Genomic DNA, 13,572 nt, shown 5'->3' on the forward strand with positions numbered 1-13,572 from the left:
TGGAGTGTAGTCCTCCGCTGCCCCCACCCCTGGGGGCGGCCGCCCCCCCGCCCCGCCGCCGCCCGGTCTTCCAACCGCAAGGGGGGTGACGCGGATGAGCTGGCAGGCCGTGCAGTGGGCGCTTGATCGTGCGCCCATGCTGCGCACCGGTGCGGGGAAGTTGGACGCGACCGCCCGGTTCGTTCTCGTCGCCCTGGCCGAGCGCGCCGACGGCGGCAGCAGGGCTTTCCCGTCGCTGGCCGCTCTCCGGTACGTGACCGGGCTGGACATGAAGACCGTGCAGCGGGCGCTGTCCCGGCTCGCCGTGGGCGGGCTCATCACGGCGGTCGGCAAGCGCGGTGACGGGGTCACGGAGTGGGTGTTGCACACCGACCGGATCCGACCGGCGAGCGACCGCGAGGAGATCGACGCGGAGGTCCAGGCGCACCGGGAGCGCGACCGGACGCGCAAGCGCAAGCCGTCAGGTTCCGGGGCGTTGCGTCCGGAGCCGGGCGCGGATTCCGGGGCGTTGCGTCCGGAGGTCCGGGGCGTTGCGTCCGGAAGCGGGGAAACTTCCGGGGCGTTGAATCCGGATTCCGGGGCGCTAAGTCCGGAATTCCGGGACGCAGAGCCCGCAAGAACCGACCAGGGAACCGACCAGGAACCGACCAACGCGCGCACGCGCGCGAGGGCCGGCGACGACGCGACGACGGGGTTGCTCCCCGGCCTGCTCGTGTCCGTGCCCGACCCCGCCAAGCCGGCCCCGGACTTCGAGGCCGAGTTCGCGCAGTGGTGGAACGTCTGGCCGGAGAAGCGTGGCCGACGTGCCGACGCCTACCGCGCGTACGTCAAGGCGCGACGCGGCCAACGGGCCCGCACGGGCGACCCGGCCCGCACACCGGTCAGCGCCGAGCTGCTGCTCGACGCCGCCCGCCGCTTCGCCGCCGAGATGCGCCGCACCCGCCGGCCCGTGGACAAGATCCCGCACGGCTCGACGTGGCTCAACGGCGACGGCTGGGAGAGCTACCAGGACATCCCCCGGCCACGCGTCGTGAACGGCCCGACCTTCGAGGGATGGTGACCATGCCGCCCGACCCGATCCACCCGAACAACCCGATCCCCGACAGCGACGGCCTGCACCGGCTGTGGATGTGGAACGGCCACGAGATCGACCTCGACCCGCGGCTCGACGACGGCCGCCACCCGCTCCCCGTCCGGGCCGCCGTGCTCGCGCACCGCGACGCCGACCCGGACGACCCCGACGACCTCGACGCCGCCGCGCTGCTGGTGTGGACGGTCGAGGAGCACCCGCCGTGGTCCGGAGGCTGCACCACCTGCGGCACGTCCACGGCGTGCGACGCCCAGCGCGCCGGCCGCGACGTCGCCCTCGAGTTCCTCCTCCGCAAGTCGACCGCCGTCCTGACGCGGTCCCAGGCCAACGCCGACCGCTTCGACCAGAAACGAGCCACCACGTGACCGACGACCACCTCCACCGCGACGCCGTGTCGGAGCGGCAGATCCTCGCGATGGCCATGACCGCCGACCGGGCGACCGCCGAGCGGTTCCTCCGACTGCCCAGCGCCGTGTTCGCGTCCGAACGCCACCGGGTCGTCGCCGGCGCGATCACCCGGGTGATGACCGAGTCGCCCGGCCCGATCGACGTGCACCGCGTCGCCCGCCTGGTCGCCGAACGCACCAGCAGCGCGGACGCCGCCGACCACGCCGTGCGGTTCGTGCACGACCTGCACCTCAACGCGCCGCCGCTGTCCTCGTGGGACTACTACCTCGACGAGGTGCTCAAGGCGATGCACATCCGCGACCTGGTCGCCGCCGGGCACCGCCTGGTCCAGCTCGGCGAGAACGCCGGCAGGGGCGCGGCGCTCGACGAGGTCGCCCTCAAGGCCCGGGAGGCGGTCGACGCCATCGCCGACCGATCCGGACTCGGCGTCTCCGGCCCCCCGATCAGCCTGCAAGAGCTGCTGGACCAGGAGGACGAGCCCCACAACTGGCTTGTCCCCGGCCTGCTCGAGCACCTCGACCGGCTCATGCTGACCGGGTTCGAGGGCACCGGGAAGTCCTACCTGCTCGCCCAGCTCGCCTTGTGCATCGCCGCCGGCGTGCACCCGTTCTCCGGCGCGCTGATCAACCCCGCCGGCCACCGCGTGCTGGTGCTGGACTGCGAGAACTCGAAGCCGCAGATCCGCCGCCGCTACCGCAAGACCGCCGCGGTGGTCAACCGCATCCGCGAGGAGCACGGCGTCCGACCCGCCGACTGGTCCACCATGATCCGGCTCGAGATCAACCCCGACGGGATCGACCTCGGCGACGCCCGCACCCGGTCCCGCATCGAGGACGCCATCGCGGCCACCGCCCCGGACCTCATCCTCGGCGGCCCGCTCTACAAGATGCACCGCGCCAACCTCAACGAGGAGACCGCGGCCCGCGACCTGGTCGGCGTGCTCGACGACTGGCGCGGCCGGTACGGCACCGCGCTCATCCTCGAGGCGCACTCCGGGTACGCGGGGGAGCAGCAGGGCGGCCGGAAGCTCCGCCCGACCGGCAGTTCGCTGTTCCTGCGCTGGCCGGAGTTCGGGTTCGGCATCAAGCCCTTCGCCGACGACACCGACGGCAGCACCCCCGAGCAGCACCCGTCCACGGTGCAGCTCTCGGCGTGGCGCGGTGCGCGCGACGTCCGCGACTGGCCCGGCCTGCTGTCCCACTCCGACCACGAACTGCCGTGGACCCCGTCCGATCCGCTGTACCGCAATCGGCACGGCATGGGCGAGTTCCGCAAGACCCTGTCCCCCGACGCCTACGAGGTGCGCTGACGTGGCCTGCATCTGCCGAGGAAAGTGGATCAACACGATGTGCGACGAGCACGGAGTCGGCAGCTCCGCCGACGACCCGGTAACCGCGTCCGAGCAGCGCGACATCGACAACGCGTGGGGAGAGCCCCGGTGACCGACATCATCGACCTGATCGACGCCGCGATCGGCTGCGGCCACTGCGGCGGCGACCTCGGCGACTCCCCGTCCTTCGACTTCTGCTCCGACGAGTGCCAGACCACCTGGCACGCGCAGCGCGCCGACGTGCCCGAGGCCATGCCCGAGCCCGACGACCTGCCCGAGCACGTCTTCAACCTCGTCGAGCTGCACAGCACGGAGACGTGCGTCGACTGCACCGAAGGCCGCTGGTGTCCGGATCGGCCCACCGAACGGAGGGCGGTCGACCTGCGCGACGCGGTGCGCGTCACCTGGCCCGACCACCGGGTGCAGCTCGCCCCGGTCGAGGTCGCCCCGTTCGCCCTCGGCGGGCTCGACGTGCCGATGCCGCTGGCGCACTTCCTGGTGGAGCAGGACGGCACGGTGCGCGCCCACGGCATCCGCGACGTCCGGATCAACCTGCCGGCGTTCCTGCGCCACGTCACGAACGGCCGCGTCGTCGGAGTGGACCCGTCCGGCGACGTGATCACCCGGTCGTGGCTCGACGAGGCCAGCGCGTTCACCCGCCGCCTGGTCGACGCGTTCCGCGCCGCTGGCGAGGCCGCTGCTGCGTTCGCCCCGCTCGCCGACGCCCTGCGCTGCGACGACCCGCCGACCGACCCGCGCGCACGCGCCCTGTGGCAGCGCCAGCGGCGTAACACCGGCCCCCGACCCTCCCACCAGCGCGCACCGCGCACGATCAACCCGAGGCGGACCCGATGACCGAGCCCATCGTCGCTGTGCGGCCCGCGCGCGGCCGGATCGTCCACCTGCACCAGGCCGACTACCAGCCCGGCGAGAAGACCCGCCCCAAGCCGGCCGACGTCGCGATGTGCGGTGCCGCGATCTGGCCCAACGGCGTCCCGCCGCGCGAGTTCGTCAAGACGCCGCTCGCCGACGCGCTCAAGTGGACCAGCCTCGAGCCCAACCCGCTCGACCCGCGTCCCACGTGGACGTGGTGCCGGCCCTGCGTCGGCCACGCGGTCACCTCGAGCGGCATGGTCCGCGCCGCGCTCCTGGCCGTCGTCCGCGCCGCAGAGGAGGCCGACCGTGGCTGACCAGACCAACGGGCCCGCGTCGCCCAGCTCCGACACCGAGGCGCTGATCGAGAACGTCTTGAACGACCTGGCCGACCGCGAGCACACCGCCCTGTGCAACTGCGACCTCTACCCGAACCGGTGCCGGATGGCCGGGAACTACACCCGCAAGCGGCTGCTCGCCACACCCGGCTACGTGCGGACCCGCGAGGCACTGGCCGCCGCGCTGGACACCCGAAGCGGCACGATCGCCGACGACACGCAGCTCCCGCCCCGCCTGTTCCGCCTGCACCGCGATCAGGACGTGTCCGGCGTGTCCGGCACCGGCTACGTCGCCGACGGCGTGCTGTGGCCCGACGGCTCGGCCACCGTCCACTGGCGCGGCGAGTGGCGCACCGACGCGTCGCACCCGGCCGGGATGCCCAGCGTGCGGGCCGTGCACGGGCACGGCGGCGCAACCCGGATCGTGTGGGCCGACGCCGCACCCACCGCGACGCCGGACCCCCACGAAGTCGATGTCACCGTGCACGACGCCGACGACGCGCAGGCGTGGTGCAACACGTGTGGCCGCCACCAGGTCGGCACGCCGACGGAGGTCAACGCGTGGGCGACCGTCCACCTCGGCCGCCGGCGGCAGGTTCCGGCCTCGGACGAGGAGGGGCGTTGATCTTCTGCATGCTCCCGGGCTGCACCAACCCGGAGCCCACCGTCGGCAACTCGGACGTGTGCGACCGCTGCCGCGAGCGGCTGCACGACCGGCTGCGCTGGATCGAGTTCTTCGTCGCCAACCTCACCCCGGTCAAGGCGGTCCGGCCGGGCATGGTCGCGACCGCGGCCGGGTTCGAGTCGGCGTCGCCCGCGTTCGACGACGCCATCGTGATGCTCGACCCCCGCTCGTCGGCCGTCGGCGTCGGCCGGTCCCTCACCGGGCCCGACGACGACGAGCACCCGCCGCTGTCCGCGCCCGCCGTGCTGGGCGGCTGGGCGCGGCAGGTGTGGGAGGCCCGCACGCCGCGCAGTCTGCGGCACCTCATCCCGCCGCCCCGCAACGTCGGCCACGCGGTCTCCACGCTGCTGGCCGCGCTGGGGTGGATCTGCGAGCAGCGCTGGGTGGGCGACTTCGCCGAGGAGATCGGCGACCTGTACCGGCAGCTCGCCGCCGCCACCGGCGAGACCCCGCCGCGGCCGGTCGCCACCTGCATCCGCCGCGAGGGCGACCCGCCCGGCGACGGCGGGCTCGACGACCGGCCGGTGTGCGGCGGCGGCATCGTGGCCCGCCAGCACACCGCCGAGGACGCCGAGGGCCCCGTCATGGTCGGTGCCCGCTGCCTGTCGTGCGGCGCGTCCTACACTGGGTTTGACCTGCTGCGACTCGGACGGAGGATGCGCGTGGCCGAAGCCGGACCGCCCGCCCCGGGCGAGCTGCTGCCCTGGTACGAGCGCGGCCCCGACGGCGTGCCCACCGGCCGGCAGTGGGCCGACGAGAAGACCGCCCGCGACCGGGTCGGCGACGGTTGCACCGTGCACCGCGACGTCTACGCCGCCGACGGCGGCAGCACCTCGTTCGGCGTCACCCGGCACACCCGACCCGCCGCGTCCGGCCCCGCCGACCCCTGGCGGCCCGCGACCCTTCGGGAGGGCCGGTGATCGTCCGCCGCGTCCGGATCACGGCCGCCGAGCGACTGCCGAGCGGCCGTGTCTCGGCCGACGAACTGCTGTTGCTGCTGCACGCCGAGGCCGACCGCACCGGTGACGAGCGGCTGCGCGTCCAACCCGGCACCCTGCGCCAGTGGAAGCGCCGGCGCGGTTGGACCGGGCCCGGCTACGACCCCGCCGTGGTGGTCGACTACGTGACCGGCCGCGGCGACCGTGGCCAGCACCGCGCCCCGGAGTTGACGCTGATCAACTGACGTGTCACGATTCGCGCGCGGAGCTATGCCCAAAAGCCCCTCGAACCCTCCCGGTTCGGGGGGCTTTGTGCTGTCCGGACCAGGGAGGCCACGTGCTGATCGAACACCCGCACTTCGTCCACCCGGACGATGTCGACGCCGCCGGCACGCTGCGCGGGCCGCTCGCCGACCCGGAGGCCGCCGCCCACCCCGACTACGTCGCCGAGGCCCGCGCGTGGCTCGAGCACTACCTCATCGGCGAGTACCACCGCCTGGTCGACGAGGACAACCGCGACCGCCGCGAGCGCTACGCCGAGCTGCGCGCCCAGGGCGTCCCCGACGCCGCCGCCCGCGCGCAGCTCCCGCCCCGCTGGCTCGACCGCGGAGAGCCCGTCGTCCGCGAGCTGGACGAGCCCTACACCACCGCCGACGGCGTCACGTGGCAGCTCCCTTACCGCCACGTCGACGGAGTCGTCTACGAGGTCGGATGGATCGGCACCCTCGAGGTGCACCCCAACCCCGCCGTCACACTGGAGTCGCCGTGAGCACCGCCCGCCTGCCCGTGTCCGTCCGCGTCGGCACCGGCACCGAGACCGTCGTCGGCAGCGTCCGCGCCGAGCCCGTCGAGGCGCTGCCCGAGTCGGGCCCGGTCCCGGTCCGCATCGCCGGCGGCGCGCTGGCGGTCGCCGAGCTGCTCGAGCAGGTGGCCACCGAGCTGCGCCGGCGGCACGCCGAGCAGACGACCGGCCACGCCGGTGCCACCGTGCTGCTCGCCGCCAACCGGAACGACGCCCGCCGCTACCGCCGCGCGCACCCCGACCGCTGGACCGACATCCACATCGTCGAGCCGAACCTCGCTTCGCGGCTGCGGGGGACGCGCGTGCACAGCGTCGCCGTCACCGAGCACGCCGCCACCGCCACCCGGCTCGCCGGGCCGCTCGAGGAGGCGCTCGAGGTGCTCACCTACTGCATGGAGTTCACGCCCGGCTCGATCGGCGGTGTGACCTACCTGCGCGACGTCGGCGACGGCGGCCGTGCGTGAGCGCGCCCAGGTCCGTCCCGACGGCGACCGCTGGACCGCGACCCTGCCGCGGTTCGGGTTCGGCCCGCCGGCGCGGCGGACGTTCGACAGCCAGCACGAGGCGTGCACGTGGGCACGGCGATGCCTCGACCGCGGCACCGGCGCGCTGGCCATGGTCGACGCCGAGCGTCTGCCCGCCCTGGCCGACGGCGTCGCCGAGGTTCCGGTGTGGACGCCGCTCCGCCGTGCGGTGTGGACGTGACCGGGCGGTGGGCGGGCAGCACCGGCCGCGACGACCTGCCGGCCGACTGGTCCGCGCGCAGGGACGCGGTGCGCCGCCGCGCCGGTGGCCGGTGCGAACGTCGAGGCCGTACCGGCACCCGGTGCCGCCGCGCCGGTAGCGAGTGCGACCACATCCGGCCCCGCTGGCTCGGCGGCAGCCACGAGCTGGACAACCTGCAATGGCTGTGCCCGCCCTGCCACGCCCGCAAGACCACCGCCGAGGCCGCGCAGGCACGCGCCGCGATCCGCGCCCGGCGGTTCCGCACACCCGAGCCCCACCCGGGCCGCATCACCAAGGAGTGACGACCATGTCGTACCAGGTCCGACTGCTGCGCCGGATGGGACAGAACCCGGCGGGCAGCGTCCGTCTCTACAGCGACAGCGAGGCCGCGTGGCTGGTCGGCAACGGCTTCGGCGAGTACTTCGGCGGCAGCCAGACCGCGCCCGCCGCCGAGCCGGAGGTCGACCAGGCCCCGCCGGCCGACCCGCACGACGAGCAGCGGCAGCCCGCCCCGAGCCTGGCCGACCTGAAGGCGGAGGCGGAGCGGCTCGGCCTGCCGACCTACGGCACCAAGGCCCAGCTCGCCGACCGCATCGACCAGCACAAGGCCACGCTCGAGCAGGGCGACGACGAGCCCGACGACAGCGAGGACGACCTCGACGACGAGGACGACGACTGATGGGCGGGCTCACGCGGCTCCTGATCGGCGACGCCAAGACGGCCGACGCCGCCCGCGAGGCGGCCGAGCGTCTGCTCGCCGGGCACGTCGCCACCTTCGAGCCGGACCCGCCCGGCTACCACGTGCTGACCGGGCCGCGGCTCGACCTCGACGAGCTGATCGACCGCATGGCCGCCGAGCGCACCGACTCGGCACGGTGTCTGTGGTTCAACCAGATCCCGCCGAAGATTTTCGACGGAGGGGCTTGACAAATCGCCGGGGTGGGGGGTGACCCCCCTTTCGGTCGGGAAGGCCACCGGACGTCATACCGGATGCACGCGCTCCCAGGTTTTGAAGCCCCGCTCTGACCTGCGAAGACGCTCCGTTTGCGCAGGTCAGAGCACTCGTCCCGTGATCTTCGGCGTCGGACGGACGCCACTCCGGTCCACTGTGGACGCTCGTCAAAACGCCGTGAACTGCGGTTTTGACCGCGTTTTGAGCCGATCCGCGAGCGGATCCGTACCCGAAGGGGGTGGACCGTGGGCGCACGAGGTCCGATCGGCAAGCGCTCGGAGGCACGAGCCGGGCACCGCACCAAGGCAGAGCAGGCCGAGACGGAGCAGGTCGTCGTAGAGAACGCCGGACCGGTCGAGATGCCCGCCCCCATGGCGGGCTGGCACCGGATCGCCAAGGACTGGTACCTGTCCCTGCACACCAGCGGCCAGGGCCGGTTCATGGAGCCGTCCGACTGGCAGGCCGCGACGTTCGTCGCCGAGTACATGACGAAGCTGCTCGCCGACGAGAAGTTCAACGCCCGCGGCTTCGCCTCGATCTGGTCGGCGATGAACGACCTGCTGACCACCGAGGGTGCGCGCCGGCGCGTGAAGCTGGAGATCAACCGCCGCACGCCGGGTGAGGCGCACCCGGACGTGCCGAACCTCGATGACTACCGCGACCTCGGCTGAGCCGTCGTCGTCGCTGGTCATCACCCCCCACCACATCGGGCCCACCTGGGAACGCGACCCGGACACGGGCCGGTTCGTGCTGCCCGAGTACACCCTCGGGTGGCAGTCGATCGCCTGGTGTCGGACGCACCTCAAGCACGGCGACGGGCGGCCGTGGACGTTCACCCGGGAACAGGCCCGGTGGTGGTTGTGGTGGTGGGCGGTCGACGAGCACGGCCGGTTCCTGTTCACGCAGGGCGTGCTGCAACGGCTCAAGGGCTGGGGCAAAGACCCGGTCGGGTCGGTGCTGGCCGCCGTCGAACTGGTCGGCCCGTCCCGGCCGGACCTGAACGGGCGGCCGTTCCGCGACCCGCACGGCCGTGAGCACCCCGCCGCGAAGCCGCACCCCGAAGCGTGGGTGCAGGTCGCGGCCGTCACCAAGCGGCAGACGAAGAACACGCTGAGGCTGTTCCCGCAGTTGTTCACCAAGGCCACGATCGCCAAGTACGGCCTCGAGATCCACCAGGGGCAGGTCACCGCGAACGGCGGTGCCCAGCTCCTCGAGGCCGTGACGTCCAATCCGGACGCGCTCGAGGGCGCGCGGTGCACGTTCCCGCTGAAGAACGAGACGCACCGCTGGCGGGAGGCCAACCGCGGGCACGACATGGCCGAGGTGATCGACAACAACTCGACCAAGAGCGCCGACGGCAGCTCGAGGCCGCTGTCGATCACCAACGCCTACGACCCCGCCGAGGACTCCGTCGCCCAGCGGGAGCGGGAGGCGTACGAGGAGATCGCCGCCGGGCAGTCGCGGGCCACCGGGTTCATGTACGACAGCCTCGAGGCACCGCCGGACGCGCCGCTGACCGCCGAGGCCGCGCCCGCGGTGCTCGAGGCGGTGCGCGGGGACGCGGTGTGGCTGCCGATTCCCCGCATGGTCAACCGGATCATGATGGGCACCGTTGCGCCGAGCAGGGCGCGGCGGTTCTGGTACAACCAGATCGAGACCGCCGAGGACGCCTGGGCGGACTGGAAGGACTGGGAACTCTGCCGCGCGCCGGCCGGCGTCGAGCTGCTGCCCGGCGACGAGATCGCGCTGTTCCTGGACTGCTCCAAGAGCAACGACGCCACCGCGCTGGTGGGCTGCCGCATCTCGGACGGCCTGGTCGTGGTGTTCGGCATGTGGAAGCGCCCGCCGGGCCGCCGGGGGTTCGGGTGGCTCGCGCCGCGGGGCGCGGTCGAGGCCCGCGTCGACTCGGTGTTCGAGGACTACACCGTGGTGGGGTTCTTCGCCGACCCGAGCCACACCCTCGACGACGAGACGCAAGACCGGTACTGGGACAACACCCTGGACCGGCTGCACCGCCGCTACCAGGCCCGGCTGAAGGTGTGGGCGAACCGCGGCGGCAGCGGTGGCGGTGGTCAGGCGCACTCGGTGATGTGGGACATGACCAGCCCGGCCCGCGTCGAGCAGTTCACCGACGCGGCGATGCTCACGGCCGAGGAGATCGAGCAGCACGAGGTGCTGCACGACGGTGACGCGCGGCTGCGCCTGCACGTGCGCAACGCCCGCCGCTACCCGAACAAGTACGGCGTCTCGATGTGGAAGGGCGCGAAGGACGGTCCGAAGAAGATCGACCTCGCCGTGGCGATGGTCGGCGCGCGGATGGTCCGGCGGCTCTACCTCAACCGCAAGCCGGGCACGAACGACACCGAGGGCGGCCGGATCTGGGGCCACCGCTGAGCCTGGGAAGGGGGTGCCGCGCCCGTGGTCATGAAGCCGGACGAAGTCACGGAGCTGGTCGTCAAGGAGCTGCACCCGTTGTGGCGCAAGGAACAAGAGCGCGTGCAGCGCATCGAGAAGTGGCACGACGGGAACAACGAGGACATCGTCATCCCGCGTGACGCCACCCGGGAGCACCGGGAGCTGCGCGAGATCGCCAAGTCGCCCTGGTTGCGCCTGGTCGTCAACAGCGTCGTGCAGGGCCTCATCGTGGACTCGTACCGGTCCCCGTTGCACCCGCCGGGCCCGGCCGGCGAGGTGCTCGAGGGGCCCTGGTACACGTGGCGCGCAAACCGCATGCCGGTCCGGCAGATCGCGCTGCACCGGGCCGCGGTCGCGTTCTCGCACGCCTACACGCTGACGCTGCCCGGCATTCTGCGTGAGCGCAACGTCGCGTCGATCAAGGCGTTGTCGCCCCGTCGGATGGTGGCCGTGTACGGCGACCCGGGCAACGACGAGTGGCCCATGTTCGCGCTCGACGTCGACAAGCAGCCCGGCGGCAAGCAGGCGTTGCAGGTGGTCGACGAAGAGGCCGTGTACTTCCTGTCCTGCAACGCCGACGGCGACAAGGTCGAGTACATCGAGCACCGCGAGCACGACATCGGCGTGTGCCCGGTGGTGCGCTACGCCGCGCAGCTCGACACCGAGGGCAACGCCACCGGCGAGGTGACGCCCTACATCGGCAACGCCCGCCGCATCGACAAGTCCACGTACGACCGTCTGCTGACGCAGCACTGGAATTCGTGGAAGGTCAGGACCGCCACCGGCATGGCCAAGCCGGAGACGGAGGCGGAGGCGAACAAGGCCGCCTTGTTGCTGCGGCAGGGTGATCTGCTGGCCAGCACCGACCCGAACACCCGGTTCGGCACGCTGGACGAGACGAACCTCGAGCCGCTCATCGCCGCCGAGCGGGCCGACGTCGAAACGCTCGCGGCGGTGTCGCAGACCCCGTCCCACGAGCTGACCGGCCAACTGGTCAACCTGTCGGCCGAGGCACTGGCCGCGGCCCGGTCCGGGCTGCGTGCCAAGACCTACGAGTACAAGGTCGCGTTCGGCGAATCGCACGTGCAGACGTTGCGCCTGGCCGCCCTGGTCGAGGGCAACCTCGAGGACGCCGACGACGTGATGGCCCGGGTGACGTGGCAGGACACCGAGGTGCGGTCGCTGGCCCAGGCCGCCGACGCGCTCGGGAAGATCGCGACGATGCTGAAGGTGCCCGTTCAGGCGCTCTGGCGGATGATCCCCGGCGTCGAGCAGAGCGACACCGACGAGTGGGCCAAGATGGTCAAGGCGACCCCGCTCGAGCAGGTCCGCGAGGAACTCGAGCGGCAGGCCGGCGCGGGCGAGGTGTAGCGGGTGCCCACCACCGACCGAGGCCGGCAACTGCTCGCCGCACAGCGCGCCGCCCAGCTCGCGTTGCGGGCCCGGCTGCTGGCCGAACTGCTCGACCTGTGGGCGCTGCTGGACCCGGTGCGGCTCGACGACACCACGCAGCCGTGGCTGCGCAGCACCACGGACACCGTGCTCCGCTACCGCAACCGCTCGGCCCGATCCGCGGTCGACTTCTACGCCGAGCTGCGCTCCGCCGAGCTTCCCGCGGCCGAGATCGGCACCGCGGTGGTGCCCGAGGTGCCTGAGATCGACCCGCCGACGGTCGCCCGGGTGCAGGCGTCGCTGGTCACGCAGGGCCCGATAGAGGTCCGCGCGCGGCTGGTCGTCGGAGAGGATCCGCAAGACGCCGCCGAGGCCGCGCTCACCGCCGTGCAGGGCGCGGCGGCAAGGCACGCGCTCAACGGCGGCCGACAGGCGCTCGTGGCCGCCGGCGAGCGCGACGAGCGGGCCAAGAAGTACGCGCGCGTCACGACGTCGGCCGACCCGTGTTGGTTCTGCCGGATGCTCGCCGCGCGCGGGTTCGTCTACCCGACCGAGGACGCCGCGGGCGCACGCAAGAACCGCCGGTTCGACGGTGACGGGCTCTACAAGTTCCACGACTGGTGCGCGTGCGGCGTCGAGCCCGTGTTCGTCGAGGACGCCCCGCCCAGCCCGGCCGCGCAGGCGAACGCGGACCTGTGGGACCGCGCCACCAAGGGGCTCGGCGGCGAGCGTGCCCGTGCCGCGTTCCGACGGGCGGTCGAGGGCCGCTCCCTGCCGGACGACCCGATCAACCTCGGGTAGGTCCGGTCCCTTGTTCTCCCCGCCCCGGAGGCGGGGTTCAGCCGGGTCTGACCCGGCACCTGCAACCCACGACGCCCCCGGAGGGCTCATGTCCAGCACCATCCTGCCCGTTCACCCGACGCTGCTCGACCCGCGCACCGGTGAGCCCTTGGAGGCCATCGGCGTGATCAACGGGCGGGTCATCTGGCCGCAGATGGGTGGCGCGCCCGACGACGACGAGGACCAGGACGACGACCAGGACGACGACGGCGACGAGGACCAGGAGCCCGACGACGCCGACGACGACCAGGACGACGACCAGGACGACAAGCCGCGGGGCAAGCGGGCACTGCGCAAGAAGAACAGCGAGAACCGCAACCTGCGCCGGCGGCTGACCCAGGCCGAAGAGGACGCGCAGAAGTGGCGCGACTACCAGGCGTCGCAGAAGACCGACCAGGAGAAGCAGGCCGACCGGCTCACGGAAGCCGAGACGCGGCTCGGGAAGGTCGAGAACGAGAACGTGCGCCTGCGCATCGCCCTGAGCAAGGGGCTGACGCTCAAGCAGGCCATGCGCCTGGTGGGCGACACCGAAGAGGAGTTGGAGGCCGACGCCGACGACTTCCTCGCCGAGCTGGGCGAGAAGCCCGGCCGGACCGACAAGACCGACAAGGTGAAGACCCGCCCGCGCACCGCGCTGAAGGGCGGCGCGCGTCCGGACGAGGAGCCGGACGAGACCGACCCCCGCAAGCTCGCCGCGAAGGTGACGCGCCGCGGCGGTCGGGGGTTCTGACCCTTCCACCGCACGGCCACGGGCCGCCCGCGGTTCCCTAGATCCACAGGAGG

Annotated in this window: 19 protein-coding genes; all 19 read left to right on the plus strand. The window is 72.9% G+C overall.

Features of this window, described 5'->3' with window-relative positions; genetic code table 11:
- Positions 1-94: 94 nt before the first annotated feature.
- On the plus strand, positions 95-1,060 hold the full coding sequence (locus ACWEFJ_RS28320) for a helix-turn-helix domain-containing protein (protein WP_449715572.1): 966 nt from the start codon (positions 95-97) through the stop codon (positions 1,058-1,060).
- Positions 1,054-1,455 carry a hypothetical protein gene (locus ACWEFJ_RS28325; RefSeq protein ID WP_449715573.1) on the plus strand — a complete coding sequence of 134 codons (402 nt, stop codon included), beginning with the start codon at positions 1,054-1,056 and terminating at the stop codon, positions 1,453-1,455. Before ACWEFJ_RS28320 ends, ACWEFJ_RS28325 begins: the two co-directional genes overlap by 7 nt.
- Positions 1,452-2,807 carry an AAA family ATPase gene (locus ACWEFJ_RS28330; protein WP_449715574.1) on the plus strand — a complete coding sequence of 452 codons (1,356 nt, stop codon included), beginning with the start codon at positions 1,452-1,454 and terminating at the stop codon, positions 2,805-2,807. Before ACWEFJ_RS28325 ends, ACWEFJ_RS28330 begins: the two co-directional genes overlap by 4 nt.
- A 129-nt stretch (positions 2,808-2,936) precedes the next feature.
- Positions 2,937-3,683 (plus strand): hypothetical protein, encoded by a 747-nt coding sequence (locus tag ACWEFJ_RS28335; RefSeq protein WP_449715575.1) that lies wholly within the window; start codon positions 2,937-2,939, stop codon positions 3,681-3,683.
- Positions 3,680-4,018 (plus strand): hypothetical protein, encoded by a 339-nt coding sequence (locus ACWEFJ_RS28340; RefSeq protein WP_449715576.1) that lies wholly within the window; start codon positions 3,680-3,682, stop codon positions 4,016-4,018. The genes ACWEFJ_RS28335 and ACWEFJ_RS28340 overlap by 4 nt, the downstream gene beginning before the upstream one ends.
- The gene (locus ACWEFJ_RS28345) at positions 4,011-4,664 is read left to right on the plus strand and encodes a hypothetical protein (RefSeq protein ID WP_449715577.1); all 654 of its coding nucleotides are present in this window, start codon (positions 4,011-4,013) and stop codon (positions 4,662-4,664) included. Before ACWEFJ_RS28340 ends, ACWEFJ_RS28345 begins: the two co-directional genes overlap by 8 nt.
- Entirely contained in the window at positions 4,661-5,644 is a 984-nt protein-coding gene (locus ACWEFJ_RS28350; RefSeq protein ID WP_449715578.1) for a hypothetical protein, read from the plus strand. The genes ACWEFJ_RS28345 and ACWEFJ_RS28350 overlap by 4 nt, the downstream gene beginning before the upstream one ends.
- Positions 5,641-5,907 carry a hypothetical protein gene (locus ACWEFJ_RS28355; protein ID WP_449715579.1) on the plus strand — a complete coding sequence of 89 codons (267 nt, stop codon included), beginning with the start codon at positions 5,641-5,643 and terminating at the stop codon, positions 5,905-5,907. Before ACWEFJ_RS28350 ends, ACWEFJ_RS28355 begins: the two co-directional genes overlap by 4 nt.
- A gap of 92 nt (positions 5,908-5,999) precedes the next feature.
- Positions 6,000-6,431 carry a hypothetical protein gene (locus ACWEFJ_RS28360; protein WP_449715580.1) on the plus strand — a complete coding sequence of 144 codons (432 nt, stop codon included), beginning with the start codon at positions 6,000-6,002 and terminating at the stop codon, positions 6,429-6,431.
- The gene (locus ACWEFJ_RS28365) at positions 6,428-6,928 is read left to right on the plus strand and encodes a hypothetical protein (protein ID WP_449715581.1); all 501 of its coding nucleotides are present in this window, start codon (positions 6,428-6,430) and stop codon (positions 6,926-6,928) included. The genes ACWEFJ_RS28360 and ACWEFJ_RS28365 overlap by 4 nt, the downstream gene beginning before the upstream one ends.
- The gene (locus ACWEFJ_RS28370) at positions 6,921-7,169 is read left to right on the plus strand and encodes a hypothetical protein (protein ID WP_449715582.1); all 249 of its coding nucleotides are present in this window, start codon (positions 6,921-6,923) and stop codon (positions 7,167-7,169) included. Before ACWEFJ_RS28365 ends, ACWEFJ_RS28370 begins: the two co-directional genes overlap by 8 nt.
- Entirely contained in the window at positions 7,136-7,492 is a 357-nt protein-coding gene (locus tag ACWEFJ_RS28375; RefSeq protein ID WP_449715583.1) for an HNH endonuclease, read from the plus strand. Before ACWEFJ_RS28370 ends, ACWEFJ_RS28375 begins: the two co-directional genes overlap by 34 nt.
- A gap of 5 nt (positions 7,493-7,497) precedes the next feature.
- Positions 7,498-7,869, plus strand: coding sequence for an SAP domain-containing protein (locus tag ACWEFJ_RS28380; RefSeq protein ID WP_449715584.1), 372 nt, complete (start codon positions 7,498-7,500; stop codon positions 7,867-7,869).
- On the plus strand, positions 7,869-8,117 hold the full coding sequence (locus ACWEFJ_RS28385; protein ID WP_449715585.1) for a hypothetical protein: 249 nt from the start codon (positions 7,869-7,871) through the stop codon (positions 8,115-8,117). Before ACWEFJ_RS28380 ends, ACWEFJ_RS28385 begins: the two co-directional genes overlap by 1 nt.
- Before the next feature lie 270 nt (positions 8,118-8,387).
- On the plus strand, positions 8,388-8,813 hold the full coding sequence (locus tag ACWEFJ_RS28390; RefSeq protein ID WP_449715586.1) for a phage terminase small subunit: 426 nt from the start codon (positions 8,388-8,390) through the stop codon (positions 8,811-8,813).
- Positions 8,791-10,536, plus strand: coding sequence for a hypothetical protein (locus tag ACWEFJ_RS28395; protein ID WP_449715587.1), 1,746 nt, complete (start codon positions 8,791-8,793; stop codon positions 10,534-10,536). Before ACWEFJ_RS28390 ends, ACWEFJ_RS28395 begins: the two co-directional genes overlap by 23 nt.
- Before the next feature lie 30 nt (positions 10,537-10,566).
- Entirely contained in the window at positions 10,567-11,928 is a 1,362-nt protein-coding gene (locus tag ACWEFJ_RS28400; protein ID WP_449715588.1) for a phage portal protein, read from the plus strand.
- A gap of 3 nt (positions 11,929-11,931) precedes the next feature.
- Positions 11,932-12,750: a VG15 protein gene (locus ACWEFJ_RS28405; protein WP_449715589.1), complete on the plus strand. Its 819-nt coding sequence runs from the start codon at positions 11,932-11,934 to the stop codon at positions 12,748-12,750.
- Positions 12,751-12,838: 88 nt separating this feature from the next.
- Positions 12,839-13,519, plus strand: coding sequence for a hypothetical protein (locus tag ACWEFJ_RS28410; protein ID WP_449715590.1), 681 nt, complete (start codon positions 12,839-12,841; stop codon positions 13,517-13,519).
- Positions 13,520-13,572: the final 53 nt, after the last annotated feature.

The sequence above is a fragment of the Actinosynnema sp. NPDC004786 genome, assembly GCF_053601135.1.

Bases quoted from the DNA above. Each gene is read 5' to 3' on its own strand.
- ACWEFJ_RS28320 (WP_449715572.1), top strand. From the start codon at position 95: ATGAGCTGGCAGGCCGTGCAGTGGGCGCTTGATCGTGCGCCCATGCTG.
- ACWEFJ_RS28325 (WP_449715573.1), top strand. From the start codon at position 1,054: ATGGTGACCATGCCGCCCGACCCGATCCACCCGAACAACCCGATCCCC.
- ACWEFJ_RS28340 (WP_449715576.1), top strand. From the start codon at position 3,680: ATGACCGAGCCCATCGTCGCTGTGCGGCCCGCGCGCGGCCGGATCGTC.
- ACWEFJ_RS28380 (WP_449715584.1), top strand. From the start codon at position 7,498: ATGTCGTACCAGGTCCGACTGCTGCGCCGGATGGGACAGAACCCGGCG.
- ACWEFJ_RS28385 (WP_449715585.1), top strand. From the start codon at position 7,869: ATGGGCGGGCTCACGCGGCTCCTGATCGGCGACGCCAAGACGGCCGAC.
- ACWEFJ_RS28395 (WP_449715587.1), top strand. From the start codon at position 8,791: ATGACTACCGCGACCTCGGCTGAGCCGTCGTCGTCGCTGGTCATCACC.
- ACWEFJ_RS28400 (WP_449715588.1), top strand. From the start codon at position 10,567: ATGAAGCCGGACGAAGTCACGGAGCTGGTCGTCAAGGAGCTGCACCCG.
- ACWEFJ_RS28410 (WP_449715590.1), top strand. From the start codon at position 12,839: ATGTCCAGCACCATCCTGCCCGTTCACCCGACGCTGCTCGACCCGCGC.